The following is a 26,934-nucleotide window of genomic DNA, read 5'->3' as shown; positions in this document are numbered from 1 at the left end:
TTACTCTTTACTCTTTACTCTTTACTCTTTACTCTTTTAACAAATTTCTCGAGATAACCAGCTTCTGAATTTCGGTAGTTCCCTCTCCTATAGTACACAATTTAGAATCCCTGTAAAATTTCTCTACCGGAAAATCTTTGGTATAACCATATCCACCGTGAATTTGAACCGCTTCGTTTGCAATTTTCACACAAGCTTCAGAAGCATACATTTTTGCCATTGCCCCGGCTGATGTTACCGGTTTATGCTGTTGCTTTAAATAGGCTGCTTTATGCAATAGTAATTCTGAAGCCTCAATTTCTGTTGCCATATCCGCCAGTTTAAATGAAATCCCCTGAAAACTGCTAATTGGCTGCCCAAATTGATGTCTTTCTTTTGAATATTTTAATGCTGCTTCATAAGCTCCTTTTGCAATTCCTAACGACAATGCTCCAATTGAAATTCGTCCTCCATCTAAAATTTTCATTGCCTGAACAAATCCCTGACCAACTTCGCCTAATCTATTTGCATCAGGAACACGGCAGTTATCAAAAACTAATTCAGCAGTTTCGCTGGCACGCATTCCTAATTTATTTTCTTTTTTACCTGAAGAAAAACCAGCCATTCCTTTCTCCAAAACAAAAGCGGTCATTCCTTTAGAATCACCTTTTTCTCCTGTTCGTACTATTACTACTGCAATATCTCCTGAGATAGCGTGCGTAATAAAATTTTTAGCTCCATTAATAATCCAAGAATCCCCATCCTTAACAGCTGTTGTATTCATTCCTCCTGCATCAGATCCTGTATTGTGTTCGGTTAACCCCCAGGCTCCAATATATTCTGCCGTGGCTAGTTTTGGAAGATATTTTTTCTTTTGATCTTCGTTACCAAATGTCAAAATATGATTTGTACAAAGGGAATTATGTGCCGCAACCGACAAACCTATCGAAGGATCTACTTTTGAAATTTCTTCTACAACTGTAATATATTCGTGATAACCTAATCCTGATCCTCCGTATTCTTCGGGCACTAAAACGCCCATGAATCCCATTTCTCCTAATTTTTTAAATAAATCAATTGGAAAAATCTGGGCTTCATCCCACTCCATTATATAGGGTTTTATATTTTTTTCTGCAAAGTCTTTTATAGATTGAGCAATCATCGACTGCATTTCGTTATAATCAAAATTCATTATTTACTAATTTTTTAGAACTCCAAATATAAACTAATTATTTTTGCTTTTTCAACAGGAAAACCTTTAATTTTTGACAAATCCTCAATATTATTAAAATTTCCGTTCATACTTCTATATGTTACAATTTGTTTTGCGAGATTATATTTAAAGTATGGGAACTGTGATAACTCTTTTAATGTCGCGTCGTTTATAGCTATCTTCTTAAATCCTGACGGAATAATGACTTTAAAATGAGAATTTAATTGAGTTATAACTTCTGGTGAAAGTCCCCAAACATCTTGGAGCTGTTCCATAGAAACAAAACCTCCTAAAATTTCTTTCTGTTTTAATATTCTAGAAGACAATACTTCGCCAATACCGTATATTGCAATTAAATCTTCCTGAGTGGCCTGATTTATATCCTTAATTATAATGTTTTCTTTTTTAGAAAATGTTTTTTGCACATATTCTTTTTTCTCTGCTTTAAAATCGTTTCTTTTCTGTGCCCAATCCGGAAATTTAAATAAAGGCGAAATTATCTTTAATAATGAATCTGAGATTTGGGTTACTTTTTGAAACTCTTCGGCAGAGTTTACATATTTGTTTTCTTTTCTAAAAGCAAGCAATCGATCAATTTCTTCGACTGACATTCCGAGTTTGTATCCTTTATAATCAGAAATAAAGTTTGGATTAAAAGTATATACTTTTTGTTTCTCATTATATTTTGCCTCTTTTTCCGCGTCAATATCTTTTTGTAAGGCTAACCATTTATTCTCTTCCGGAAAAGTTTTTTGATACTGGTTAAAATCGGCAAAAAAATAAATTAACTGCAGTGTAATGATAATTATAAAAAGTAAAAAAATACCTGTTTTTTGATAGCTTGTAAATTTAAAATATTGGCTAAACATCTTGCAATATGTAATTATTAGAAGGATTTGATATTATAAAAAAGTATAAAATACGGTATAATATTTTTATTTATTAAGAAAAATACTAAAAATATTGTTTACGAAATTATTATTTCAAACTCAATCGATATAATAGAGATTAAAATAAACTAAGCTCTAACAGAACATTGCAAAGAGAACAAATCAAAAAATTAAATATTTTATAACTTAAAATATCATAATTGTTTTTATTTTTTACAAAAAACGATACATTTGGAGCTTAATAACAATAAACCAATAAAATAGTATGTCAATTTGGAGAGTTAAACCAATATCTGCCTTTGAGGCCGATATGAAAAAAAGTGATTTAAAAAGAGTTCTTACAAGATGGGGATTGACCTCATTAGGAATTGGGGCAATCATAGGTGGAGGAATTTTCACTTTAACAGGAATCGCAGCTCATGATTATGCGGGTCCGGCTCTGGCTCTATCCTTTGTTATTGCAGGTATAGGCTGTTTATTTGCTTCTCTTTGTTATGCTGAATTTGCTTCAGTATTACCAGTAGAAGGTTCTGCATATGCGTATGCATACGGAACAATCGGCGAAATTTTTGCATGGTTCATTGGATGGAACTTAATTCTTGAGTATATGATGGGAGCCACCACCGTTGCAGTCGCCTGGAGCGGTTATTTTGTAAAACTTCTCCATCTGTTTGGAATAAATATTCCGATATGGCTCTGTAATGATTTACACACTGCAATAGAAAAAGTTACAGAACACAATAAAGCTTTTCCAAACGATTTAATTGACATTCCAACGTTTGCATTCAATTTACCTGCATTTATCATTACATGGGTAGTAACTGCCATCCTTGTAAAAGGAATTAAAGAAGCTGCGAGTACAAACAACCTAATTGTAATTGTTAAAATTGCTGTAGTACTTTTTGTAATTATTTGTGGTGCTTTTTACATTAATGTAGAAAACTGGCATCCTTTTATTCCTGCTGAAGTTCCGGCTTTAGATGCTTTAGGAAATGCTACAGGAAAAATGAATTTTGGTTTTGGCGGTGTATTAACGGCTGCCACTATTGTATTCTTTGCTTATATTGGTTTTGATGCCGTTTCGACTCAGGCTGGAGAAGCTATTAATCCTAAAAAAGACGTCCCTTTTGCGATTATTGCTTCATTAGTAATTTGTACAATTCTTTACATTCTAGTATCATTAGTATTGACAGGAATGGTTCACTACGATCAATTAGACAAAGCTGCTCCGGTTGCTTCTGCTTTCAGCGAAAACGGATTAACATGGGCGGTATTTATTATCACAATCGCGGCAACTGCAGGTTTAACATCTGTAATGCTTGTTATGATGCTTGGACAAACACGTATCTTCTTAGGTATGTCAAGAGATGGTTTACTACCTCCATTTTTCAGCAAACTTCACACTAGTTATAAAACACCTTATAAAAGTACATTCTTAGTTGGAACAATTATTTCGATTGTTGCTGCTCTTACTCCAATTGAAAAAGTAAGCGAAATGTGCAGTATGGGAACATTATTAGCATTTGGAATGGTGTGTGTTGCCGTAATGATTTTAAGATATAAAAAACCTGAATTAGAAAGACACTATAAAACTCCGGCTGTTTACTTAGTTGGAACTTTAGGTGTATCATTCAACTTGTTCTTAATGACTCAGGTAAGACACGATACATGGATTGCTTTCTTATGCTGGGGAACTTTAGGTATTATTGTTTATTTTGCTTACAGCAAAAAAAGAGCAAAACTTAATAATCCTCAAAACGAAATTGAAGAAATCTAAGTAAAAAAGATCTATACAAATAAAGCCTGTTCAGTTGAACAGGCTTTATTATTTTTATATAATTAAGACAGTATGAAAACTTTTTATAAATCAAATACTGAAGTTCTTTTGGCACGAATTAAGTCTTTTAATTTAATCCAAAAAGCAAGCGTTAAATATACTCCAAACCCTAAACCCGCTGTTACAAACGAAATGTAAATAAAAAACAGCCTAACGCTGGTTACGCGCATTCCGAGTTTGTCTGCAAGTCTTGAAGAGACGTGAAAACCATATTTTTCAAAAAAGAATTTAAGTTTCAAAATAGCTGACATTTTTTGATTTTAGATTTTAGACTGTAGATTTTAGATTTTAGATTTTTTCTCTTTGCTTCGGATTACAAAAGTACAAATTATCATTATCACATTTTCTGATTAACTAATTTTTCAGAAGCTCCATTCCTATTGCACATTTCAAACAGGCTTTATGATTGCAATATTCGTTTTTAAGTTCTAAGAATGTTTGGCTTTCAAATGCATTTTTAGATTTTATTCCTATGAAATCAAACTTATCAATAATTGCATTTTTTTCTGGAGCAACTTCTTTAATAAAATCAATTAAATCTTCTGAAACAGAATCTCCCATTATATTAGAATAGGCAAACTGAATTGGAATTATAGTATTTATAATTACCAAATCAAGAAATGATTTTGATAACATTTTTGCTTTTTTCGGACTTTCTTTATCAAACTGATAATGATTCTGCCAATACGAACTTGCCGAAACATTCATTAATTCGTAAACACTTTTAGCCATTTTGAGATCAATTATTTTAGAAAATAAGTTTTGGTGTGTACTATACAAATTTGCTAGTTGCGAAAGCCGGATTGTGGGGAAATTATCTGGTCGGTGTTTAAAAAACTGAACAGGATTTATAAATGGTTTTTCAAGTTGATATTTATGCAGAAGATAAAAATATCTGAACTTTAAGTCTTTAAAATAAACATCTTCTTTTTCGCCATCTAGCAGTCCTAAAGTACCGAAAATGAGTGATTCCAAATTTTCAACTTCAAAACTTTCTTTTCTAATTATAGTAAAAGGAATCGATTTTGACATTTGCATAAAAGACAGTCCATTTGTATTCAAACCAAAATTCTTTGCTAAAAGACAGAATAAAACAGCTTCCCAATCCTGATTTGTTTCTTCCAGCAATTCATAAATAAACTTTGATTTGCGTTCCAGTCGCTCAAAAAACAATCTCTCCTGCCAGTTTTTAAAAACAAAATCATCGATTTCCTTTATTTGCCTTTCGCATGAAATCCATGTTTTAGGAGAAAGTAAAGCATTATAATTATTCAAAACTTCTTTTTCAACATAATCTTTGAGAACCAAAACCGGAATTTCAATATTATTTTCTCTAAAAATGGGAGTGTCGTTTTCCCAAACTACATGCAGAATTACATTTTCATAAGCAGGATCTTTTTCGTGATTATGCAAATACCAATCTGAAGATTTTAAATGAATTTCTACATTTCCAGCCCATTTTTGATCTCCAATTTTAATATGGGCATTAAAGAAATCAGGACCCGCAAGTTCTAAATAATCACCGGTTTTTATAATTGTGATTGATTCATTTTGAGCAGATTTGAGATCCAGAGTATTGAACTTTTTAAATCTCCAGAGATAATGAAGAAAGTCTTCTTTCATTTTTAGACTATAAAATTAAAATCTAAAAATAATAAAATTTAAAACTATTCTTACAAAATAAATTATTTTTTCAATTTTTTTTAAAAGAAAAATCCACAAACCTGATTAAAGTATCAGATTTGCGGATTAAAATTTATTTTGATTCAATTTATTTTATAGAACCAATAATATCATATTTAGTAATAATGTGATGATGACCATTTCCTAAATCGACCAAAACAGCATCATTTTCTTTGCTGAAAAGTTTAGAAACTTCTTCGATTGGCGTTCCTAATTTTACAATTGGAAAAGGTTTCCCCATTACTTCTTTAATTGGTTTTTCGGCTACGTTTTTATCTGCAACATAACTTCTGAATAAATCTGTTTCATCAACAGAACCAACAAAACCGTTAATATCTACAACCGGAATTTGCGAAATTTTATATTTACGCATACGCTCGATCGCATGCGAAACTAATTCTTCTGTACGAACAACGATTAATTCTTTGTCGATATGATCTTTGATAACGTCTTCGGCTTTTGTAACATTTTCTTCAAGGAAACCGCGCTCACGCATCCAGTCATCATTGAACATTTTACCTACGTAACGGCTGCCGGAATCGTGAAATAAAACCACAACAACGTCATCCGGCTTAAAATGTTCTTTTAACTGTAATAAACCTTTTATACAAGCTCCGGCAGAATTTCCAACAAAAATCCCTTCTTCAAGAGCAATTTTTCTTGTATAAACCGCTGCATCTTTATCTGTAACTTTTGTGAATCCGTCGATTAAAGAAAAGTCAACATTTTTTGGTAAAATATCTTCTCCTATTCCTTCTGTTATATAAGAATAAATTTCGTTTTCGTCAAAAATTCCTGTTTCGTGGTATTTTTTAAAAACAGAACCATACGTATCAATTCCCCAAACTTTAATATTAGGGTTTTTCTCTTTTAAGTATTTTCCAACTCCAGAAATAGTTCCTCCCGTTCCTACTCCAACAACAAAATGCGTTATTTTTCCATCGGTTTGTTTCCAGATTTCTGGTCCGGTCTGTTCATAATGTGCCAATGAATTTGACATATTATCGTATTGGTTTACATACCAGGAATTTGGTGTTTCTTCTGCCAGACGTTTTGAAACTGAATAATAAGAACGAGGATCTGTAGGCTCAACATCAGTAGGGCACACTACTACTTTTGCACCAACAGCACGAAGAATATCCATTTTTTCTTTAGATTGTTTGTCTGAGATTACACAAATCAATTTGTAACCTTTTACAATTGCAACAAGTGCAAGTCCCATTCCGGTATTTCCGGAAGTTCCTTCGATAATAGTTCCACCTGGTTTAAGTCTTCCATCAGCTTCGGCATCTTCAATCATTTTCACCGCCATTCTGTCTTTTACAGAATTTCCGGGATTAAAAGTTTCGACTTTTGCCAATACAAGCGCATCAATTTCAGCAACAATTTTGTTGAGTTTTACCAATGGCGTATTACCAATTGTTTCTAAAATATTATTTGAAAAGTCCATTTTTATTAAGTTTATTATTTGGTTTAAGTAAAGTTACGCTTAGTTTTTATTGGAAAAAATTCCAAACCAGGCCAAATCTGATGACAAAATCACGATACGGATTATTAGGCGTAGAATAATAATTACTACTTGAAAATAAAGCATTTATGTGTTCTCCCTTTAAATAAAAACGAGTTTGGCGAATTCTGGCATTTATGAAAAGATCAAAAGTGGCATAATTTCCAATTTCGGTTTTATCCTGAACAAAAAATTCTCCTATAACAGGGTTGTAATCGTTAGCATAATATTTAGTAAAATAATTAAACACAATCCCTGCCTGAGCATATAATGCCTTTTTAAAATAGTAATTGGTATAATAAAATGTATTTCTGGTTACAAAATCCGGCACGTTTAAAATCGCTTCAGACTGATCTACTTTTTGATACAATAATGTATTATCTAATGCAAATTTTCCGAATTTAAATTCTCTGTTTGCTTTAATTTCTAAATAGTTAATCGCGTTTCCGTATTGAAATGGTCTTACAAGCTGTTGTCTAATTTCTCTTTGTGCTTCAGTTGCGGTGTCAGTAAAATACAAGTGATCGTTTAATACGGTATAATTCACTTCGGCATTTAGCCAAGGTGTGTAAATGTTGGCTCCCAACGAATTAATTTTTTCATTCTTAAAATTATTTGACCAGTTGTACGATACGTAACTGCTTTGGTACAAATTATAGTTATTGTTTGGCAGTTTATTAATGTTACGGTATCTAAAATCAAATTGAATTTTCTCGTTTAAATTATAACGCAATTTTGCGTCAAGATCAGAAAGTGATTGATTTGTAATTGATCTTGAATATAAGAATCTCCCGTTCCATTTATTTTTTTGATATTCATACTGTGCACCGAAATTATTAATCTGCAAAAACAAATTATCAGGAATAATGGTATTGTCTTTAAAAATAATAATTTTATCATACTGATAATTAGATCTGTAATCATCCAAAAAGAAATTAAACTTTCCTAAAAGAGAATTTTCATAAGAAACACCAACTTTATTATAAAGTCTTTCAAAATGAGTCTGATCATTTATACCGCTTGTTACATACGATTCTCCAAAACGTTTTACAGGCTCATCGATTCCATCTACTGAAGAAAGTACTGTTGGCTGATTGTATTCGAAAAATTTGTTTTCGTAATTTAACTGGTGATTGATGTATAAATTATTATTTCCGGCTTTAGGATTTATCCTAAAAGCATGATCAAAAAACAAACGTCTTCCCTTTAAAAATGACTTTGCATCTGTCAAATACACCTGCAGACGCTGACGATTTTTAAAATCCGGATCGCCGCTGTCAAAATCTTCTACGGTTGTTATTCCTCCGTTTTCTTCATTTGAATTATCCTGAGAAGTAAAATGAGCATTCAACGAATATCTTCTGCTTGTTGTGGCATAGCTTGTTGTAAACCTGAAATTTCCAGCACTTACTAATTGATTGATATAGTCTCCCTCAGAACGTAAACCTCTGTATGCAATAGAAAAATTAAGATTTTTTGATGTATTTAAAGTAATAAATGAATCTACATTTTGTCCTTTATTTATAGTCGTATTAAAAAATAATTCGGTAAAAGGCGTCGCTGCAGAGTAATATCGTACTTCGTCTGCCTGAATATAATTGAAATGTTTTGCTGTAAAACCAATTTCCGGATACGGTGAAAAACTCGTTAAACTATATTGCAACGTGTTAAGCGGCTGACCAATATTTGAAAGCTCCAAAAGTCCGAAAAGATCTTTTCTCAAATGATTTTGTTTATAAGCGCTTTTTATAGTTAGCGAAGTATCGGCATAAATCGTATCATGTTCAAGCGTAATAATTTGATACTGATCAATTGTCGCAATTTTTGCTTTCTTCTTTTTTACAGAATCGGTTATACTGGAATATTGCGTATTCATATCTAAATTATTTTTAGAAGCGGGTTTTGGCTTTTCCTGAGAAAACAATAATGCTGGTACAACTAATAGATATAGAAAAATGAATATTCTCATTTGATGGCTTTATATGTAATTATTTCGACAAAATTTGCTAAGCAAAGGTAAATGATAAATATGTATAAATAAAAAAACACTTTAATTTATATAATTGCCTTGGCTGACAGTAAGAAAACGAATATTTTTGTGGAAAATTTTATACTATTTGTATTTTAAAATTTCAAAAAATGCTTGCAAAAAATTTCTCAGGATTTGTTTTAGAAACCGGAACCGACGAAGCTGGGCGAGGCTGCCTTGCAGGGCCTGTAACTGCGGCTGCGATAATTCTGCCTGCCGATTTTGAGCATGAAATTTTAAATGACAGTAAACAGCTTTCTGAAAAAACCCGCGCACATTTAAAACCTATTATTGAAAAGCATGCTGTATGTTTTGCTGTAACGCATTTATTTCCTGATGAAATAGACGAAATAAATATCCTGAATGCATCGATGAAAGGAATGCAGGAATGTATTTTAAAATTAAAACATGTTCCCGAATATATAATAGTGGATGGAAATCGTTCGCTAAATGCCAAACTTGGTTTAAAAAATACTTTTGGAAGACAATTTACTCAAGAAGAAATTACATTATTAAAATCAATTCCCAACCAAAGTATTATTAAAGGAGATGCCAAATATCTTAGTATTGCGGCAGCTTCGATATTAGCAAAAACATATCGAGATGAATATATGGATCAGATCCATGAAGAATTCCCGATGTATAACTGGAAACAAAATAAAGGTTACCCAACAAAAGAACATCGCGAAGCCATTAAAAAATATGGCCCGACAAAATACCACAGAATGAGTTTTAGGCTTTTACCAGAACAATTGGAACTCAATTTCTTTGAAGAATAAAAAAGACTTATCATAATTGATAAGTCTTTTTTATTTAAAATTATCTGTTAAACCAGGAAACTTATTTTCTTGCTTTTAAGAATTCAGCAAATTGTTTGGTATCAAAATAAAATGGTCTTACCGCGGTAATTTTCCCATTCTTTAAATCAATATGTTCCGAAATTGGCATCGAAAGAGTTTTACCTGATTTTTTTGCTTTGCACTTTATTGTAAAATAAATAATCACTTCATTTTTAGTCGCGTCGCTCAGATAAACCGGTTCTTTTTCAATTTCTAAATCAAAATATTCTGCTGATTTGGCAAACATTTTTGTCCATTCATTAAAACCTGTATAATTTCCGCCGTAGGGCAAACCTTCAGCCTGACTATAAATTGCCCCATCTTCGATTAATGCGGCCATTTTTATAAAATCTTTGGTTTTAAAAAGACAATCATAATATTGCGCAACAACTTTGTAATTGTCAGCTTCGAGATTTTGCAAAACTTCGGCATCAGATAAAGTTACATCGTTATTCCAAAAACCAATTATTTTACTTACCTGCCCTTTGCCGTTTAATCTGGCAAAATCACGGCCGCCCATTATAAGTTTCTTTTGTTTTGAATCTAAAATTTTCCATTCCCAGGTTACATAATTGTCTTTTACTATTTTTGAACCGGATGTTAATACCGCATCCGGAAACTTTTTATAAAATTCGTTTATTACGTTATTTAATGCTGCAGGTCCTTTTATCGAAGCCGAAGGGTCTTCAAAAGTACTGTCGTCCAGCCAAACCGTTTTAATTAATTTTAATCTTGCATCGCTGTTTTTTTCCTGCCAAACTTTTTCATAAATCGCAATTGGATTCAATTTATCCTTCTTTTGAGCAAAAAGACCATTAAGCATAAAAAGGAAGCAAATAAAGTAGATTTTTCTCATAAGTTGTTAAATTAGATTTAGTTAAAGCTTACATTTACGTATAAAACCAAATTTACCATAAAAACATTTAGAAAACTACTAAACCACCTCAATTTGCAATGAATTCAAAATCTCGACGCATACTCAGTTAATTTTAGATTTTTTTCAATAATTCTTTAGTAAAATAAATTTCTATCCAAAAACAGAGATTTCATCTTTATATTCAAAAGCAGTTTTAATTTGTTTTTCCCAGTCAGAAATACTCTCTGCCGAAGCCCTGTCTGCCTTATCAAAATAAAAATGCTTTTGGATTTCGAGTCCGCAATATTTAAAAATTCCAATATCAGAAGTTAATTCCAAAGCTTTATCCATTCCGATAGCCTCATATTCGGCATTCGATTTTCCGTGAGAATTTACTATAATTGTCTTTTTTCCTGTTAACAGACCTTTTTGAACACCCTGATCGTATCGGTATGCAAATCCGTAACTAAAAACGCGGTCGATATAACCTTTCATAATAGCCGGCATTCCTGTCCACCAAATCGGGTAAACAAAAACAATTCGATCTGCCCAGCAAATAAAATCCTGTTCTGTTTTTACATCTTCGCTAACCTGCCCCATTCTTTGTCCGTGCATATCCTGCAGGGAAAGCACCGGATTAAAATCGATTTTATTTAAATCTCGAACCACAACTTCCTGTCCCGATTTTTCTAAAGATTCTACAATAGTGTTTTTGAAAAAATGATTTAAACTTGATTCGTTTGGATGTGCGTAAATAATTAAATTTTTCATGTTTTCTATTTTTTAAGATTGAACATGACAAATGTAAAACGCAGGTTTGGGCATCAATTGTAAGAAAACGAAATCGAAATTAATCTAAGTTTGAACTGCAGATATCTTTTTGAAATTTGAGGAATTTTGTCGGCGAAATATTCATATAATATTTAAAATCATGAATAAGCTGACTCTGATCGTAATATCCGCATTCGTCAACGATAGTTAACCAATCCGTTTTAAATTCGTTTAGAATATTTTTTTGAATTCGATCAACAGCTTTTAAAAACCTTTCATATCGATTGGCTTCTTTTATTGTATAACCAAAAACTTTCTTTTGATTAAGCTGAATATTTCTTTCTGTTTGATTTATCTGCGAAGCAACTGCTTTTATGGGATTTAAATTTTGATCCTGAAAATCGTTTAAAAGTGTTGTAATAACAGTTTGTTCCCGTAAATAAGGTTTACAGAAATCTAAAATATAATCAACACGTTCTTTTGGATCAGGAATATTTTGAAGTTCTTCCCATAAAAGAGTAAAACAGTTTTCGTTGATTAAAGCATCGGGATGAACGGGTAGAGAATCGAAAAGTGCGTTTCCGAAGAATCTGTAAAAAGCATCTTCTTTAAAATTAGCAACCAAAATCTCCGAATTGGGCTCTAATGTATAATCAAAAGCTTGTTTTATAGGTCCTAAAACAATGCATTTTTCAACTTCCAGAAAAGTATTCTGCTGTGATTTTAAAGATGATTTTGTACCGAAATTAAAAACCAGAATGGTTTGAAAACTTGGCAGCAAGGTTTTAGTTATGGAAAATTCTGTTTTATTTTCTGCGAAATAGAAATGCGAAAAAACGGTTTCAAATGCTGAAGGAACCGCAATTCGATAATTGTTATTTTCTTCAGCATTTTTCATACTATTATATTATTTCAGAAGCCTTAATTAATAAATTCAGCTTCAAACAATTGAGTTAAATGCTTAATGATTTTAGACTTAACTTCTTCTTCGTCAACTTTTTCCACACCAAGTTCTACGTTTAAAGATGTAACACCTTTTCCGCGAATGCCACACGGAATAATATTATCAAAATAGCCTAAATCGACATTTACGTTTAAAGCAAATCCGTGCATCGTAACCCAGCGTGAAGCGCGAACGCCCATGGCGCAGATTTTGCGTGCAAACGGAGTTCCAACGCCAAGCCATACTCCGGTTTCGCCTTCACTTCTGCCCGATTCTAAACCATATTCTGCTAAAGTTAAAATCATCGCTTCTTCGAGAAAACGAAGATATTTATGAATATCAGTAAAGAAATTTTCTAAATCTAAAATTGGATATCCTACAATTTGTCCCGGTCCGTGATACGTAATATCGCCGCCGCGGTTAATTTTATAAAAAGTTGCTCCTTTGGCTTCGAGCTGTTTTTCGTTTAATAATAAGTTTTCAAGATCGCCGCTTTTGCCCAAAGTATAAACATGCGGATGTTCGACAAACAACAAATAATTTGGTGTTGGCAGGTCTAATTCTTCTCTTCTGTTTTTGATTTTTAAATCGACAATATCCTTAAAAAGTTCTTCCTGATATTCCCAAGTCGATTTATAGTCTCTGTTTCCCAGATCCTGAAGTTGAATTTTTGTATTCATTTTAATTATTTTTCAAACTCAACGTCAAAGTTAAGTTTGTCAGGATTCTCCATATAATCCGTGAAAGTGTATTGAATTGTAATTGATTTTCGGTCGTCACTGAATAAAGCATTTGGGTTTGATACCTTTTTTATTTTCTTAGGAAAGTGATATTTAATAACATAGTTTGATGAAGCAAACATCATTTTAGACATATCTGCAGCCGAATCTTTTTTTACTGCTGCCAGTTTCTGCTGGTCGATTGTGGCTTTTCGGGTAAATTTCTTTCCGTCGTATGTATAACTTAGTTTACTGTTGTTATTGCCAAAACCGCTTCCCATCGGATTTGCCGGAGCTGCTCCGCCTTCTAATTTTTGTAGTGTACTTGCCGTTTGTAAAATATCCTGAAGTTCGTTTACATTTTTAAAATCAGTTTCAAAAGTCATTAAAAACTGTTTTTTCTCGGCACTCATCTTAGTATGAACTACAAAATTTTCAAGTTTTTTAATTTCCTGCTGCGCTTCGGGAGACATTTTGGCAATACTGTCTTTTTTCTCTGCAAATAATTGTTTGAATGTAAAAGTTGAATCGATGTCTTTTTTAGCGTCGGCTCCCATTTGGTTTCCAATTTGATCTCCGGCCATTTCCATTAATGCAGAACCATCCATGTCAACAGAAAACTTCCCGCTTCCGTTGTCATTGATATAAATGTTTTCAGTAAAAGTACAGCTTGTAAGTGTTGCGATTAAAAAAGAAAAACTTAATAATTTATATAATTTCATCGTTGTGTAATTTTTTATCAAATATACGAAGAGTATTTTGTTTTTTAAGATACTAAGGTTCTGAGATTCTAAGTTTCTAAGATTGGAAGTTCTTTAGTTGAAAATTGGTCACAGATTTTACGGATGTAACGAATTGAACGCAGGTTTTTTTGTTTTCTTCAACTTTGACAAAGTTTATCACTAAGAAAAAGAAATCAGTGTAAATCTGTTACATCCGTAAAATCTGCGCGCCATTAATCCATCATTTTACAGTTTGAAATCCAATAAATTGATGTAACAAAAAATCTAAAAACTGCATTCTAAATTCTGCATTCTTTTCTTTATCTTTGCACACTTAAAAAAATAGCATAAAATGGCATTATCAGAACAAGAAATCATCAGAAGAGAAAAACTTCAAAATTTACGCAATCTGGGAATCAATCCTTATCCGGCTAATCTTTTTCCTGTAAATCATACTTCAAAGCAGATAAAGGAAACTTTTGAGGAAGGTAAGAAGGTTATCGTTGCGGGACGTTTGATGAGTGTTCGTGATCAGGGTAAAGCTTGTTTTGCTGAGTTACAAGACAGCGAAGGACGTATTCAATTATACGTAAATCGCGATGTTTTGTGTGAAGGTGACGATAAAACTTTATACAACCAGGTATTTAAAAAATTAACCGATTTAGGGGATTTTATTGGTATTGAAGGAGAATTGTTTACTACTCAGGTTGGTGCAAAATGTATTCGTGTAACTGGTTTTACTTTCTTGAGTAAAACATTACGTCCGCTTCCTTTACCAAAAGTGGATGAAGAAGGAAATGTACACGACGCTTTTAACGATGCTGAGTTGCGTTACAGAATGCGTTATGTGGATTTGACGGTAAACCAACACGTTAAAGAAACTTTCATTAAACGTACCAAATTATTTAGTGCTATGCGCGGGTACTTTAATGATGCCGGATATCTTGAAGTTGAAACTCCGGTTTTACAGCCAATTCCGGGTGGAGCTGCAGCGCGTCCGTTTATCACGCACCATAATTCGCTTGATATTCCGCTTTACATGCGTATTGCAAACGAATTGTATTTAAAAAGATTAATTGTTGGTGGATTTGAAGGTGTTTATGAGTTCTCTAAAAACTTCCGTAACGAAGGTATGGACAGAACGCATAATCCTGAGTTTACTGCAATGGAAATATATGTAGCCTACAAAGACTACAACTGGATGATGGAATTTGCTGAAGGTTTATTGGAGCACTGTGCAATTGCTGTAAATGGTACGAGCGAAGTTACTTTTGGTGAACACAAAATCAACTTTAAAGCACCTTATGCACGCGTTACGATGACCGATTCTATCAAACATTTTACCGGTTTTGATATTTCTGGAAAAACAGAGCAGGAATTGTTTGAAGCTGCAAGAGGAATGGGAATAGAAGTTGACGAAACAATGGGTAAAGGAAAATTGATTGATGAGATTTTTGGAGCAAAATGTGAAGGAAATTACATTCAGCCAACTTTCATTACTGATTATCCAAAAGAAATGTCTCCGCTTTGTAAAGAACATAGAGATAATCCAGACTTAACTGAGCGTTTTGAATTAATGGTTTGTGGAAAAGAAATCGCTAATGCTTATTCTGAATTAAATGATCCAATTGATCAAAGAGGTCGTTTTGAAGATCAAATGCGTCTTTCTGAAAAAGGTGATGATGAAGCAAACGGAATTATCGACGAAGATTTCTTAAGAGCTCTTGAATACGGTATGCCTCCAACTTCAGGAATGGGAATTGGAATGGATCGTTTGATTATGTATTTAACAAACAATGCTTCTATTCAGGAAGTTTTATTGTTCCCGCAAATGCGTCCGGAGAAAAAACAAGCTCAGGTAGAACTTTCTGATGAAGAAAAATTTATCATTGACTTGCTTACGAAAAATGACAACAGAATGGATTTAACGCAGCTAAAAATTACAGCTAATTTAAGCGGTAAAAAATGGGATGCATCTATGAAAAACTTATCTAAACACGGTTTAACTAAAGTTGTTGTTGACGGCGAGTTTAAATTTGTGGAATTGGTGGGGTAATTTTTTAAAAATCCAATTTGGAAATTCCAAATTCCAAGATTAACTAATATTCAAACCCGACAGGTTTTAAAAACCTGTCGGGTTTATTTTTACAATTCATATATGCAACTGGACTGAAGTCCAGCCCTACAACATAAATCAAGCTGAAGCTTTTTTCTAGTTCCGAAAGAACAAATCATATTGTAGAGCTGGACTTCAGTCCAGTTTAAATAAATTTATATTTACATTAAAAATGAAATTTAAAACGAGTACCTCTCCAGCTTCCGGACTAAAGTCCAGCCCTACAACATAAATCGAGCTGAATCTTTTTTCTAGTTCCGAAGGAACAAATCATATTGTAGAGCTGGACTTCAGTCCAGTTTAAATAAATTTATATTTACATTAAAATTGGAATTTAAAACGAATACTTCTCCAGCTTCTTCTCATAAATATCCAAAACCTGTGTGCTTTCTTTTGGAATATCACCATTCCATTTTTCTTCAATAGAAGGATTTGTTGGATATTTTCCGTTTTTCATTTTTATATGATGGAGTAAACCTCCGCTTTTCATTAAAAGATCATAAAACTTTTCGGTGGAAGAAGTCATAATATAAATCGGAAAATCGGTTACTGTGAAATGATTAATTACACTTCCGTCATTGTTTAAAATATAACCCGAACAACCTCCGCTTCCGCAGAAATAGGAATTTGAGAAACCAACAAAATATTCATTTTGCTGATCGTTGTTTAAATCAAAAACTTCATAAAAAAAGAATCGGTCGTCTTTTGTCATTGCAGGAAGATCTTTCTTTAATAAAATATTTAATTGTTTTCGAATAAGCTCAACCGCTTTATCATCTTTGGAAGTAACATTGCTTAAATCTGCTGTTCCGCCATATGTTTTTGATAAAGTATCCTGAACAATCGTTTTGATGATATTTTTTGATTCGGTTTTACTTTGACAGGAATACAATGCCAAAATTCCGATTAGAACTAGAATTTTATTTTTCATAATATTTTAATTAAAGGACTTTCTAAACCTAACAGGTTTTTAAAACCTGTTAGGTTTCTTATACTAAATACAATATTAAACCAGCAGCGCTGCTTTATTTTCAATATCATTTTTAGTCAATAATGATTTTATATTATTAAAAGTTACGAGTGCAATCTGGGTTAATGCCTCGTTCGTAAAAAACGCCTGATGCGCCGTTACCAAAACATTCGGAAAACTCATCAAACGCTGAATCGCATCATCCTGAATAATATCTGCAGATAAATCTCTAAAAAACAGTTTTTCTTCCTGTTCGTAAACATCAATACCTAAATAACCGATTTTACCTTCTTTCAATCCCTCAATTACACTCGAAGTTTCAATTAATCCGCCACGACTTGTGTTAATAATCATGACACTGTCTTTCATAAAAGAAATAGAAGTTGTATTAATAACATGTTTCGTCTGATCGTTGAGCGGACAATGAAGCGAAATAATATCACTCGATTTAAATATTTCTTCTAAACCAACAAAAGAAACGCCATCTTTTTTCATTTCATCGTTTTCAACAATATCATAAGCCAAAACTTTACAGCCAAAACCTAAAGCGATTTTTGCAAATGCTTTTCCAATATTTCCAGTTCCAATAATTCCTATTGCTTTTCCGAACAAATCAAACCCTAATAATCCGTTTAGAGAGAAATTTTGTTCGCGAACTCTATTATAAGCTTTGTGTGTTTTTCGATTTAAAGTTAAAATCATAGCCATAGCGTGTTCTGCAACTGCTTGTGGCGAATAGGCAGGAACACGACAAACTTTTAAGTTGTATTTTTTTGCTGCTTCTAAATCAACATTATTAAAACCTGCACATCGCAATGCAATAATTTTTACATTTTTTTCTGCCAGTTGCTTAATAACTGCTTCGTTTACAATATCATTTACAAAAACACATACAATTTCACACTTTTCAATTAAAGCAACTGTCTGCGGATTTAATTGTGTTTCGAAGAAATTCAGTTCAAAACCAAAATCGGCATTGTATTTATTAAAAAATGCTTTATCGTAAGGCTGAGTCGAAAAGAAAGCTATTTTATTTGATAAAGAGGAATTCATGACTATTTATTTTGAAATGTTTGTTTGTCTCTTAAAAATAAGAAAATATTTTCAATTTACTAGGAAGTCACAGTTTTAAATATTTACATCTCAAAAAGTTAAATAAACATTTTAGGCGATATAAATTAAACCAAATTAGTTTAATATAGTCTAAACGCTATAACCTTAAAAGAAATAGATCATGAAAAAATTATTAATTGCAGCTATGTTATTTGTTGGAATAGCTAGTTTCGCACAAGATGCTGATCAAAAAACAGCTCGTGAACCAAGAGAAAAATTAACTCCGGAACAACGTAACGAAAAACAGTTACAAAAATTAACAACAGAATTAAGTTTAGACGCTAATCAGCAGGCACAGGTAAAACAATTATTAGCAGAAAGAAGTGCCAAAGCCGAAAAATTCAGAGAAGCCAGAGAAGCTAAAAAAGAAAGTGATACAAAACCAACTGCTGCTGAAAGAGAAACTTTTAAAAATGAATTAAAAGCCGAAAAAGAAGCAAACGACGCCAAAATGAAAGCGATTTTAAATGCGGATCAATATGCTAAATGGCATTCTATCCAGGAAAAAAACAGAGATAAAGCGAGAGAAAAAATAAGAGAATACAGAAAAGAAAACAACTAAAATGAGTTGATAAAAAGAGGCCTTTGAGCCTCTTTTTTATTTCTTAAACTGCTTTAAGTTTTCATTAATGATTTCTGTTAAATAAAAGATAAATCTGACAATTCAATTAAACTTAAAAAACCTGCTGTAGTCTAATAGCCATAAACCTTTAAAAAAGAAATTATGAAAAAGTTATTTATCGCAGTTTTATTATTCGTTGGAATAGTAAGTTTTGCACAAGACGTTAATCAGAAACCAGCTGGTGATCAAAGAGAAAAATTAACTCTGCAACAGCGTAATGAAAAACATTTACAAAAGTTAACTTCTGAATTGAATTTGGATAAAAAACAACAGGAACAAGTAAAACAACTTTTGACAGAAAGAAGTGCTAAAGCAGAGAAATTTAGAGAAGCCAGAAAAGATAGTAAAACAAAACCTACTGATGCAGAAAGAGAAGCTTTTAAAAAACAAATGAAAGCTGAAAAAGAAGCCAACGATGCTAAAATGAAAGCGATTTTAAATGCTGATCAATACACAAAATGGACAGCTCTAAAAAAAGAGCATAAAGGTCATTACAGAAAAGGTGACTTTAAAACACCACAAGAACGTGATCAGGCTCATTTGCAAAAATTGACAACTGATTTGAACTTAAACGCCGATCAGCAAAAACAAGTTGGTGAACTTTTATCTGACAGAAGTACTAAAATGGCAATGTTGAAAAAAAGCAGAAGAGATTCTGACGTAAAACCTACTGATGCTGAAAGAAAAGCCATGAAAAAACAAATGGAAGAAGATCATAAAGCTTTTGACTCTAAAATGAAATCTATTTTGAATGCAGATCAATATAAAAAATGGACAGCAATTCAAAAAGAGCGTAAAGATAAAATGAAAGATCACCGAAAAGATAAAATGTAATTGAGATCAAAAAAAAGAGGCTTTTAAAGCCTCTTTTTTGTTGTTATAAACACGGATTTCACAAATTAACACCAATTTATTATTGCAATTAATTCCACAAACTAAGGTAAATTAAAATTTGTGAAAATTCGTGTTATCCGTGGGCTTTTAAAGCCTCTTTTTTGTTATTAGAATGTTTTCGAAACTTTGTCGATCGCATTAATTGTAAAATCTAAATCTTCATATGTCAGGGCATCTGTAATAAACCATGTTTCATATGCTGATGGTGCTATGTAAACACCTTCCTCTAATAATCCGTGGAAGAATTTCTTAAACGTTTCGTTATCTCCTTTTGCAGCCGTTTGAAAATCTGTAACCGGATTGGCATCAAAGTGTACAGAAATCATAGAACCTACTCTGTTGATTGTAAATACGACATTATTTGCTTTTAAAACTCTGTCAATTCCAGCTTCTAAATAAGCCGTTTTTTCTTCAAGACGCGTAAAAATTTCTCTATCATTATCCAACGCTTTCAACATTGCATATCCAGCCGCCATTGCCAACGGATTCCCAGATAATGTTCCTGCCTGATAAACTGGTCCAAGAGGCGCCAAATAATTCATAATTTCTTCGCGAGCTGCAAAAGCTCCAACCGGAAGTCCGCCGCCAATTACTTTTCCGAAAGTTACAATATCAGCGTCAATTCCATACAATTCCTGAACTCCTCCACGAGCTAAACGGAAACCTGTCATTACCTCATCAAAAATCAATAAGATTCCGTTTGCTGTACACAATTCTCTCAAACCTTCAAGGAAACCTTTGGCAGGTGGAATACACCCCATATTTCCTGCAACAGCTTCTATAATAATCGCAGCAATTTCGCCTTTATTCGCTTCGATTAAAGTTTTTACATTCTCTAAATCATTGTATTTTGCTAACAAAGTATCTTTTGCAGTTCCTTCTGTAACGCCTGGACTATTTGGCGATCCAAAAGTTACAGCTCCACTTCCTGCCTGAATCAGGAATGAATCTGAATGTCCGTGATAACATCCTGCAAACTTTATAATTTTATCTCTTTTTGTAAATCCGCGAGCCAGACGAATCGCGCTCATACAAGCTTCTGTACCTGAATTTACAAAACGAATTTTATCAATATTTGGAACCATCGAAACGGCCAAAGCTGCAATTTCTGTTTCCAATTCTGTAGGCATACCAAATGAAGTTCCCAGTTTTGCTTTTTCGATTACGGCATCAACAACCGGCTGATACGCATGACCTAAAACCATTGGCCCCCAAGAGTTGATATAATCAATTAATTTGTTTCCGTCTTCATCATATAAATAAGCACCTTTAGCACTTTTTACAAAAATCGGAGTTCCGCCAACTGCTTTAAACGCTCTTACTGGTGAATTTACTCCTCCCGGAATTACTTTTTCTGCTTCAGCAAAAAGCTGACTACTTCTTTTATATAACATTTTAGATTTTAGATTTCTGATTTTAGATTTTAGATTGTTTTCAAACTGAAAACTGCGACTGAAAACTTCTTACTTAACCCTCAACTTCTGTCCTATCGAAAGCGCATTATCAGTTAGATTATTTTTTTGTTTTAAATCTTCAACCAATAAATTGAATTTTTTTGAAATTGAATATAATGTATCGCCTTTTTGAACTTCGTACAAATTAGGATCATTTGAGTTCATATTTATCTTTGGATCCGATGCCACATCGTAAGATGGTTTTCTTGCCGGGGCCGATTTATTAATTGGGGTGTAATTTTTTCCTGTAACCTGACAATCATATTGATGCAGATTGTAACGCTCGATATAACCAATTAATTTATCCGGATAATTAGGATCTGTTGCATAACCTGCCGCCCGCAGACCTTTTGCCCACGATTTATAATCGTCTTTTTCGTAAGTAAATAACGTTTCATAGCGTTTTTTTCCAACTAAAAACAAAGCATGATCTCTGTACGATTCTGCGGCTTCCGGATATTTTCTAAAACATTCCTGAGCCGAATCGTCGTCGTGACGAACACTTTCACCAAGCCAGTCTTTATGACATTTTATTCCGAAATGATTATTGGCTTCAATGGCTAAATCTCCTTTTCCAGCACCCGATTCCAGAATTCCCTGTGCCAAAATGATACTCGCCGGAATTCCATAGGTTTTCATGTTTCCCATTGCAATATCTTTGAACTGTAAAACATAATTATTGATTAAATCGCTGGTTACAACAGTTTTTGAAGTAGACTGAATAACTTCGGTTGTATTATTTGTAGAAGGATAATTTTTAGCAATTGGTTTAGCGGGGGTACTTCTTTTTGTAGAAGCTGTTCTGGTTTGAACTGCTGCCGCCTTTTTAGTCGTCGCGATGGCAGGCTTACTGGAAGAGCAGCTTGCTAAAGCTAATATTACGAGAAGTAATACAATTTTTTTAATCATTAGTTTTAAGTATTGGTAATTTTTTCTGCTTCAATTTCATATTCATTCCTTCAATGCCTTGTAATCCGCCGGTGTGAATGAGTAATATTCTTGAATGTGCAGGAAAATAATTTTTGTTAATTAAATCTATAACGCCAAAAACCATCTTTCCTGTATAAATTGGATCTAAAGGCACTTTTGTTTCATTAAAAAATGAATTAATAAATTCAATTAACTCTAAATTTATCTTGCCATAACCTCCAAAATGATAGTCAGAAATTAAATTCCAGTTATCTTTTTTTGCAAAAATACGAATTTCATCTTTTAAAAAGTCACCTTTTAAGGCTGGAAAGCCCAAAATTTTCTGATTTTCTTTAGCGCTATTTATCAATCCCGAAATTGTTCCGCCAGTTCCAACAGCGCAGCAAACGTAATTAAAAACCGAATCATCATCAGTCAAAATCTCTTCGCAGCCTTTTACGGCGAGTTCATTTGTTCCGCCTTCGGGAACTAAATAAAAATCGCCAAACTTATTTTTTAGGTTTTCTATATAAGAAGTTTCACTTTTCGAACGATAATCTTCGCGAGAAACAAATTCAAATTGCATTCCGTTTTCCTGAGCAAATTTCAAGGTTGGATTTTCTTCAATTTTATCAAAAAGTTCATCGCCTCGAATAATGCCAATAGTTTTAAAACCCTGCTCTTTTCCTGCAAAAGCCACTGCTGCAATATGATTAGAAAATGCACCGCCAAAAGTCAGTAAAGTATCTTTATTTTCGGCTTTCGCCTGAAGTAAATTGTATTTTAATTTTCTGAATTTATTTCCCGAAACAAAAGGATGAATTAAATCTTCGCGCTTTATTATCAAAGAAATACCATTTGGAAACTGAATATTTATGGATTGATTGAAAACTGGATTCATTTTAATTTAAAGTTCAAAGTCGAAAGTCGAAAGTCAAAAGTCAAAAGTGATAATTCATATCTTAATATATTTAACGCTTAAAGCTTAAAGCCTATTGCTTATTGCCTATTTTAATGTAATGCAAAAACTGAAAATATGATCGGTTTTTCAGATAATTAAAATCGGTTTCTTTGGCGTAAGCTTCTCTTTCAAAACTAATATTTCGATATGCAAAAGCAGCATTTTTATATTGAATCAAACGAATAAAATATTCCAAAAAATACCATACAAAAAACGGAATTATAAAAAGCTCTAACTGCTGTCTTAAATGGATTTTTTCATGGTTTACAAAAACTCCATTTTTTTTATCAAAATCATATTTTACAATCACAAATGGAAATACAGCCATTGCACGATAACCTTTTGGAATTAAATATTTGGCAACAATCAGAAACATTGGCTGTAAAATTTATAAATTTGTAGCTATAAAATTGTTCGATTTCAATAAAATCATAATCAAATATTTTTATTTTTGATTTTTAGAATTTATCAAAACGAACGCGAAGCAGATTTATGAAAGAGCAAAGTAATGAAAATAAATTAATCGAAGGCGAAGATTTTTACTATACACCCGAAGGTTATAAATGCTTTACTGAAAAACATCATTTAAAAAGAGGTTATTGCTGCAAAAGCGGCTGTCGTCATTGTCCGTATGGTTTTGATAAACGAACAGGCGAAATAAGAAAGAAAGCAAATTAGTTAATTTGAAAATGTGTCAATTAGATAATTCAAAAATCTAAAATCAATCTAAACTCTAAAATCATTAATGGATATCCATTCAAGAAAATTCAGGATTAAAATCCACAAGTCCTATCATAGGTCGGATATCCGTTATCCTTAGTTTTTCAATTAGAAAATGTGGCAATTTGGAAATTAGATAATTTTAAAAAATCCAAATTCCAATTGCATCGATTAAATGTTGATCGTATTTAAATCTCATCAAGACGACATAATTTAAAAAAACAAAAAATTAATCTGTTGTTAATCTAACTAAAATACCTTAGCATCTTAGAATCTTAGCAACTTAGCATCTCTAAAAAAAATGACTTTTCAAGAAGAAATAAAACAAGGAATTCCAAATATATTACCTCAAAAAAAAGAGTACGATCCGGCTATTAATCACGCTCCGAAAAGAAAAGAAATCCTTTCGGCAGAAGAGAAAAAGCTGGCTCTAAAAAATGCTTTACGTTATTTCGACCCAAAACATCACGCTGAATTAATTCCTGAATTTTCAGAAGAATTAGAAAAATACGGGCGTATATATATGTATCGTCTTCGTCCGGATTATAAAATGTATGCAAGACCAATCGATGAATATCCCGGAAAATCATTGCAGGCAAAAGCGATTATGCACATGATTCAGAACAATTTGGATTATGCTGTGGCACAGCATCCGCATGAATTGATTACCTATGGCGGAAACGGAGCTGTTTTCCAAAACTGGGCACAGTATTTATTAACGATGCAATATTTGTCTGAAATGACAGATGAACAGACTTTAACGATGTATTCAGGCCATCCAATGGGATTATTTCCATCGCATAAAGAAGCACCAAGAGTTGTGGTTACAAACGGAATGGTTATCCCAAATTATTCTAAACCGGACGATTGGGAAAAAATGAATGCACTTGGTGTTTCTCAATACGGACAAATGACAGCGGGAAGTTATATGTACATTGGTCCACAGGGAATTGTACACGGAACTACAATTACGGTTTTGAATGGTTTTAGAAAAATAAAACAAAATCCGGAAGGAAGTTTATTCGTAACTTCTGGATTGGGCGGAATGTCGGGCGCACAGCCAAAAGCCGGAAATATAGCAGGTTGTATTACGGTCTGCGCCGAAGTAAATCCTAAGATTACAAAAATCCGTCACGAACAAGGATGGATTAACGAAGTGGTAACCTCTACTGATGAATTGGTTGCCAGAGTAACTTTGGCGAAAGCCAATAAAGAAACCGTTTCGATTGCTTATTTAGGAAATGTGGTTGATGTTTGGGAACGTTTTGATCAGGAAAATATTAAAATTGATTTAGGTTCAGATCAGACTTCGCTTCATAATCCTTGGGCTGGAGGTTATTATCCGGTTGGAATTTCGTTTGAAGAAGCAAATGATTTAATGGCTAATAATCCGGAATTATTCAAAGAAAAAGTTCAGGAAACTTTACGTCGCCATGCAGCAGCCATTAATAAACATACTGCAAAAGGAACTTACTTTTTCGATTACGGAAATGCCTTTTTATTGGAAGCTTCTCGTGCGGGAGCCGATGTAATGGCCGAAAATAATATTGATTTTAAATATCCAAGTTATGTTCAGGATATTATGGGACCAATGTGTTTTGATTACGGATTTGGTCCTTTCCGTTGGGTTTGTACTTCGGGAAAACCGGAAGATTTACTAAAAACGGATGCGATTGCCTGCGAAGTTTTAGAAAAAATGGCTGAAACTGCTCCAAATGAAATTCAGCAGCAAATGCAGGATAACATCAAATGGATTAAAGGCGCACAGGAAAATAAATTAGTTGTAGGCTCTCAGGCGAGAATTCTTTATGCTGATGCAGAAGGAAGGATTAAAATTGCCGAAGCATTCAATCAAGCCATTGCAAAAGGTGAAATTGGTGCTGTGGTTTTAGGTCGCGATCATCATGACGTTTCGGGAACTGACTCGCCTTACAGAGAAACTTCAAATATATACGATGGATCTCGTTTTACGGCTGATATGGCGATTCATAACGTGATTGGAGACAGTTTTAGAGGAGCAACCTGGGTATCGATTCACAACGGCGGCGGAGTTGGCTGGGGAGAGGTTATAAACGGCGGATTTGGTATGGTTCTTGATGGTTCTACAGAGGCTTCAAAGCGTTTAGCATCAATGCTTTTCTGGGATGTTAACAACGGAATTTCAAGAAGAAGCTGGGCCCGAAATGAAGGTGCTGTTTTTGCCATAAAAAGAGCAATGGAAGTTGAGCCTTTATTAAAAGTAACTTTACCTAATTTAGTTGATGAAAATCTACTATAATTAAAAGTTACTCAGCAAAATAGAGAACATTAAATTTCTAATAATATGAAAACATTCAAGTTAGTTCCGTTTTTTCTGCTTTTGCTATTAGCATCATGCAGCACTGTTACTGTTTATTCTGATTACGACAAAAATGTCGATTTTGCGCCTTATAAAACTTACGCTTTCTTTAAGCCCGGAATTGACAAAGTTGAAATTTCTGATTTGGATAAAAGACGTATTCTTCACGCTATAGATAATGAAATGGCGGCAAAAGGTTTCACAAAAAGTGATAACCCGGATTTGCTGGTAAACATTTTTACCAAATCGAGAGAACAGGTAAACGTAAATCAATTTAGTGCCGGCTGGGGTTACGGCTGGGGCTGGGGTTGGAATCCTTACATGATGTACGGAGGACAAACTACCGTTTCGACTTCTACAGAAGGAACTTTGTACATTGATTTAATCGATGCTAAAAAGAAAGAAATGATCTGGCAGGGCGAAGGAATTGGTACTTTGACTAAAAACGTTGATAAAAAAGACGAAAAGATTGGCGAGTTTGTAAACAAAATTTTAGCTCAATATCCGCCGGTTAAAAAGTAGTATTCAGTCTCTCCCGATAGCTATCGGGATCAGTTTTCAGTTTTTTTAATAAAACTTAAAAAGAGCTGTTAACTACTTCAAAAAAATAAGTACATTTGTTACTCTATCAGTTAAAAATGAAAAACTATACTAACATTATTATCGCTATTATCAGCATTATTGCAATTCAGCAATGATGGCGAGGTGTTATATAAAAAAGTAAAATATAATTTATAAAAACCTCCCACAACGGGAGGTTTTTTATTTTAAAAATAATTTAAACAGCCACGAATTCACGAATTCTTTTTGATAATCTTTGAATATATAAATTCGTGAATTCGTGGCAAA

25 protein-coding genes are annotated in these 26,934 nt (G+C 33.0%); 8 read left to right on the top strand and 17 right to left on the bottom strand.

Going from position 1 to position 26,934, the window contains the following annotated elements; translation table 11 throughout:
• Positions 1 to 28: 28 nt before the first annotated feature.
• Positions 29 to 1,171 (bottom strand): acyl-CoA dehydrogenase family protein, encoded by a 1,143-nt coding sequence (locus BUC29_RS19760; RefSeq protein WP_073418112.1) that lies wholly within the window; start codon positions 1,169 to 1,171, stop codon positions 29 to 31.
• 14 nt (positions 1,172 to 1,185) lie between these two features.
• Positions 1,186 to 2,061 (bottom strand): ComEA family DNA-binding protein, encoded by an 876-nt coding sequence (locus BUC29_RS19755; RefSeq protein WP_073418110.1) that lies wholly within the window; start codon positions 2,059 to 2,061, stop codon positions 1,186 to 1,188.
• A 286-nt stretch (positions 2,062 to 2,347) separates the two neighbouring features.
• Here BUC29_RS19755 and BUC29_RS19750 point away from each other — a divergent pair, with 286 nt between their 5' ends.
• The gene (locus BUC29_RS19750; RefSeq protein WP_073418108.1) at positions 2,348 to 3,859 is read left to right on the top strand and encodes an amino acid permease; all 1,512 of its coding nucleotides are present in this window, start codon (positions 2,348 to 2,350) and stop codon (positions 3,857 to 3,859) included.
• Between the two features lie 83 nt (positions 3,860 to 3,942).
• Here BUC29_RS19750 and BUC29_RS19745 read toward each other — a convergent pair whose 3' ends face one another.
• The 4 genes from BUC29_RS19745 to BUC29_RS19730 all read right to left on the bottom strand — a co-directional run bounded on the left by BUC29_RS19745 (position 3,943) and on the right by BUC29_RS19730 (position 9,078).
• Positions 3,943 to 4,170, bottom strand: a complete 228-nt coding sequence (locus tag BUC29_RS19745; RefSeq protein WP_073418106.1) for a PspC family transcriptional regulator — start codon at positions 4,168 to 4,170, stop codon at positions 3,943 to 3,945.
• A gap of 103 nt (positions 4,171 to 4,273) precedes the next feature.
• Positions 4,274 to 5,542, bottom strand: a complete 1,269-nt coding sequence (locus tag BUC29_RS19740; RefSeq protein WP_073418104.1) for a DUF2851 family protein — start codon at positions 5,540 to 5,542, stop codon at positions 4,274 to 4,276.
• Positions 5,543 to 5,690: 148 nt separating this feature from the next.
• Positions 5,691 to 7,052, bottom strand: coding sequence for a pyridoxal-phosphate dependent enzyme (locus BUC29_RS19735; protein ID WP_073418102.1), 1,362 nt, complete (start codon positions 7,050 to 7,052; stop codon positions 5,691 to 5,693).
• Positions 7,053 to 7,098: 46 nt separating this feature from the next.
• A complete protein-coding gene (locus BUC29_RS19730) occupies positions 7,099 to 9,078 on the bottom strand; it encodes a putative porin (protein ID WP_073418100.1) in 1,980 nt (659 codons plus the stop codon).
• Between the two features lie 170 nt (positions 9,079 to 9,248).
• Here BUC29_RS19730 and BUC29_RS19725 point away from each other — a divergent pair, with 170 nt between their 5' ends.
• Positions 9,249 to 9,917, top strand: coding sequence for a ribonuclease HII (locus BUC29_RS19725; RefSeq protein WP_073418098.1), 669 nt, complete (start codon positions 9,249 to 9,251; stop codon positions 9,915 to 9,917).
• A 61-nt stretch (positions 9,918 to 9,978) separates the two neighbouring features.
• Here the strand turns inward: BUC29_RS19725 and BUC29_RS19720 are convergent, their stop codons facing one another.
• The 5 genes from BUC29_RS19720 to BUC29_RS19700 form a co-directional block, all read right to left on the bottom strand.
• Positions 9,979 to 10,833, bottom strand: coding sequence for a nuclear transport factor 2 family protein (locus BUC29_RS19720; RefSeq protein ID WP_139260568.1), 855 nt, complete (start codon positions 10,831 to 10,833; stop codon positions 9,979 to 9,981).
• 171 nt (positions 10,834 to 11,004) lie between these two features.
• Positions 11,005 to 11,604, bottom strand: coding sequence for an NAD(P)H-dependent oxidoreductase (locus BUC29_RS19715; protein WP_073418094.1), 600 nt, complete (start codon positions 11,602 to 11,604; stop codon positions 11,005 to 11,007).
• Between the two features lie 79 nt (positions 11,605 to 11,683).
• Positions 11,684 to 12,502 (bottom strand): AraC family transcriptional regulator, encoded by an 819-nt coding sequence (locus tag BUC29_RS19710; RefSeq protein ID WP_073418092.1) that lies wholly within the window; start codon positions 12,500 to 12,502, stop codon positions 11,684 to 11,686.
• Positions 12,503 to 12,525: 23 nt separating this feature from the next.
• Entirely contained in the window at positions 12,526 to 13,227 is a 702-nt protein-coding gene (gene lipB / locus BUC29_RS19705; RefSeq protein WP_073418090.1) for a lipoyl(octanoyl) transferase LipB, read from the bottom strand.
• Positions 13,228 to 13,232: 5 nt separating this feature from the next.
• Positions 13,233 to 13,988 carry a hypothetical protein gene (locus BUC29_RS19700; RefSeq protein ID WP_073418088.1) on the bottom strand — a complete coding sequence of 252 codons (756 nt, stop codon included), beginning with the start codon at positions 13,986 to 13,988 and terminating at the stop codon, positions 13,233 to 13,235.
• Positions 13,989 to 14,340: 352 nt separating this feature from the next.
• Here BUC29_RS19700 and lysS point away from each other — a divergent pair, with 352 nt between their 5' ends.
• Positions 14,341 to 16,044: a lysine--tRNA ligase gene (gene lysS, locus BUC29_RS19695; RefSeq protein WP_073418086.1), complete on the top strand. Its 1,704-nt coding sequence runs from the start codon at positions 14,341 to 14,343 to the stop codon at positions 16,042 to 16,044.
• A 394-nt stretch (positions 16,045 to 16,438) separates the two neighbouring features.
• Here lysS and BUC29_RS19690 read toward each other — a convergent pair whose 3' ends face one another.
• Complete coding sequence (locus tag BUC29_RS19690; protein ID WP_073418084.1) at positions 16,439 to 17,035, bottom strand: hypothetical protein; 597 nt, start codon at positions 17,033 to 17,035, stop codon at positions 16,439 to 16,441.
• Between the two features lie 75 nt (positions 17,036 to 17,110).
• Positions 17,111 to 18,127, bottom strand: a complete 1,017-nt coding sequence (locus tag BUC29_RS19685) for a 2-hydroxyacid dehydrogenase (protein WP_073418083.1) — start codon at positions 18,125 to 18,127, stop codon at positions 17,111 to 17,113.
• A gap of 181 nt (positions 18,128 to 18,308) precedes the next feature.
• Here BUC29_RS19685 and BUC29_RS19680 point away from each other — a divergent pair, with 181 nt between their 5' ends.
• Complete coding sequence (locus BUC29_RS19680) at positions 18,309 to 18,749, top strand: hypothetical protein (protein WP_073418082.1); 441 nt, start codon at positions 18,309 to 18,311, stop codon at positions 18,747 to 18,749.
• A gap of 162 nt (positions 18,750 to 18,911) precedes the next feature.
• Positions 18,912 to 19,643 (top strand): hypothetical protein, encoded by a 732-nt coding sequence (locus tag BUC29_RS21740; protein ID WP_073418081.1) that lies wholly within the window; start codon positions 18,912 to 18,914, stop codon positions 19,641 to 19,643.
• Between the two features lie 167 nt (positions 19,644 to 19,810).
• Here BUC29_RS21740 and hemL read toward each other — a convergent pair whose 3' ends face one another.
• The 4 genes from hemL to BUC29_RS19655 form a co-directional block, all read right to left on the bottom strand.
• Positions 19,811 to 21,097 (bottom strand): glutamate-1-semialdehyde 2,1-aminomutase, encoded by a 1,287-nt coding sequence (hemL, locus tag BUC29_RS19670; protein WP_073418080.1) that lies wholly within the window; start codon positions 21,095 to 21,097, stop codon positions 19,811 to 19,813.
• Between the two features lie 69 nt (positions 21,098 to 21,166).
• Positions 21,167 to 22,066 carry a glucosaminidase domain-containing protein gene (locus BUC29_RS19665; protein ID WP_073418079.1) on the bottom strand — a complete coding sequence of 300 codons (900 nt, stop codon included), beginning with the start codon at positions 22,064 to 22,066 and terminating at the stop codon, positions 21,167 to 21,169.
• Positions 22,059 to 22,967, bottom strand: a complete 909-nt coding sequence (locus BUC29_RS19660) for a 1-aminocyclopropane-1-carboxylate deaminase/D-cysteine desulfhydrase (RefSeq protein WP_073418078.1) — start codon at positions 22,965 to 22,967, stop codon at positions 22,059 to 22,061. Before BUC29_RS19660 ends, BUC29_RS19665 begins: the two co-directional genes overlap by 8 nt.
• Positions 22,968 to 23,058: 91 nt before the next feature.
• Positions 23,059 to 23,403, bottom strand: a complete 345-nt coding sequence (locus tag BUC29_RS19655) for a hypothetical protein (protein WP_073418077.1) — start codon at positions 23,401 to 23,403, stop codon at positions 23,059 to 23,061.
• Positions 23,404 to 23,519: 116 nt separating this feature from the next.
• Between BUC29_RS19655 and BUC29_RS19650 the strand changes: the two genes are divergently transcribed.
• From BUC29_RS19650 to BUC29_RS19640, 3 genes are all read left to right on the top strand, one after another.
• Positions 23,520 to 23,705 (top strand): C1orf53 family protein, encoded by a 186-nt coding sequence (locus BUC29_RS19650; protein ID WP_073418076.1) that lies wholly within the window; start codon positions 23,520 to 23,522, stop codon positions 23,703 to 23,705.
• Between the two features lie 343 nt (positions 23,706 to 24,048).
• Positions 24,049 to 26,025: a urocanate hydratase gene (locus BUC29_RS19645; RefSeq protein WP_073418075.1), complete on the top strand. Its 1,977-nt coding sequence runs from the start codon at positions 24,049 to 24,051 to the stop codon at positions 26,023 to 26,025.
• A gap of 45 nt (positions 26,026 to 26,070) precedes the next feature.
• Positions 26,071 to 26,607, top strand: coding sequence for a DUF4136 domain-containing protein (locus BUC29_RS19640; RefSeq protein WP_073418074.1), 537 nt, complete (start codon positions 26,071 to 26,073; stop codon positions 26,605 to 26,607).
• Positions 26,608 to 26,934: the final 327 nt, after the last annotated feature.

Origin of the sequence: Flavobacterium defluvii (assembly GCF_900129555.1) — a bacterium.
In the GTDB taxonomy this organism is placed as follows: Bacteria; Bacteroidota; Bacteroidia; order Flavobacteriales; family Flavobacteriaceae; genus Flavobacterium; species Flavobacterium defluvii.
Note: the sequence above shows the minus strand (reverse complement) of the source record. Positions and strands in the feature narration are given on the sequence as shown.

Bases quoted from the DNA above. Each gene is read 5' to 3' on its own strand.
- BUC29_RS19645 (WP_073418075.1), top strand. From the start codon at position 24,049: ATGACTTTTCAAGAAGAAATAAAACAAGGAATTCCAAATATATTACCT.
- BUC29_RS19650 (WP_073418076.1), top strand. From the start codon at position 23,520: ATGAAAGAGCAAAGTAATGAAAATAAATTAATCGAAGGCGAAGATTTT.
- lysS (WP_073418086.1), top strand. From the start codon at position 14,341: ATGGCATTATCAGAACAAGAAATCATCAGAAGAGAAAAACTTCAAAAT.
- BUC29_RS19685 (WP_073418083.1), bottom strand. From the start codon at position 18,127: ATGAATTCCTCTTTATCAAATAAAATAGCTTTCTTTTCGACTCAGCCT.
- BUC29_RS19640 (WP_073418074.1), top strand. From the start codon at position 26,071: ATGAAAACATTCAAGTTAGTTCCGTTTTTTCTGCTTTTGCTATTAGCA.
- BUC29_RS19715 (WP_073418094.1), bottom strand. From the start codon at position 11,604: ATGAAAAATTTAATTATTTACGCACATCCAAACGAATCAAGTTTAAAT.
- BUC29_RS19690 (WP_073418084.1), bottom strand. From the start codon at position 17,035: ATGAAAAATAAAATTCTAGTTCTAATCGGAATTTTGGCATTGTATTCC.
- BUC29_RS19665 (WP_073418079.1), bottom strand. From the start codon at position 22,066: ATGATTAAAAAAATTGTATTACTTCTCGTAATATTAGCTTTAGCAAGC.
- BUC29_RS19720 (WP_139260568.1), bottom strand. From the start codon at position 10,833: ATGAGAAAAATCTACTTTATTTGCTTCCTTTTTATGCTTAATGGTCTT.
- hemL (WP_073418080.1), bottom strand. From the start codon at position 21,097: ATGTTATATAAAAGAAGTAGTCAGCTTTTTGCTGAAGCAGAAAAAGTA.
- BUC29_RS19710 (WP_073418092.1), bottom strand. From the start codon at position 12,502: ATGAAAAATGCTGAAGAAAATAACAATTATCGAATTGCGGTTCCTTCA.
- BUC29_RS19730 (WP_073418100.1), bottom strand. From the start codon at position 9,078: ATGAGAATATTCATTTTTCTATATCTATTAGTTGTACCAGCATTATTG.
- BUC29_RS21740 (WP_073418081.1), top strand. From the start codon at position 18,912: ATGAAAAAGTTATTTATCGCAGTTTTATTATTCGTTGGAATAGTAAGT.
- BUC29_RS19680 (WP_073418082.1), top strand. From the start codon at position 18,309: ATGAAAAAATTATTAATTGCAGCTATGTTATTTGTTGGAATAGCTAGT.
- lipB (WP_073418090.1), bottom strand. From the start codon at position 13,227: ATGAATACAAAAATTCAACTTCAGGATCTGGGAAACAGAGACTATAAA.
- BUC29_RS19700 (WP_073418088.1), bottom strand. From the start codon at position 13,988: ATGAAATTATATAAATTATTAAGTTTTTCTTTTTTAATCGCAACACTT.
- BUC29_RS19740 (WP_073418104.1), bottom strand. From the start codon at position 5,542: ATGAAAGAAGACTTTCTTCATTATCTCTGGAGATTTAAAAAGTTCAAT.
- BUC29_RS19750 (WP_073418108.1), top strand. From the start codon at position 2,348: ATGTCAATTTGGAGAGTTAAACCAATATCTGCCTTTGAGGCCGATATG.
- BUC29_RS19760 (WP_073418112.1), bottom strand. From the start codon at position 1,171: ATGAATTTTGATTATAACGAAATGCAGTCGATGATTGCTCAATCTATA.
- BUC29_RS19735 (WP_073418102.1), bottom strand. From the start codon at position 7,052: ATGGACTTTTCAAATAATATTTTAGAAACAATTGGTAATACGCCATTG.
- BUC29_RS19745 (WP_073418106.1), bottom strand. From the start codon at position 4,170: ATGTCAGCTATTTTGAAACTTAAATTCTTTTTTGAAAAATATGGTTTT.
- BUC29_RS19655 (WP_073418077.1), bottom strand. From the start codon at position 23,403: ATGTTTCTGATTGTTGCCAAATATTTAATTCCAAAAGGTTATCGTGCA.
- BUC29_RS19725 (WP_073418098.1), top strand. From the start codon at position 9,249: ATGCTTGCAAAAAATTTCTCAGGATTTGTTTTAGAAACCGGAACCGAC.
- BUC29_RS19660 (WP_073418078.1), bottom strand. From the start codon at position 22,967: ATGAATCCAGTTTTCAATCAATCCATAAATATTCAGTTTCCAAATGGT.
- BUC29_RS19755 (WP_073418110.1), bottom strand. From the start codon at position 2,061: ATGTTTAGCCAATATTTTAAATTTACAAGCTATCAAAAAACAGGTATT.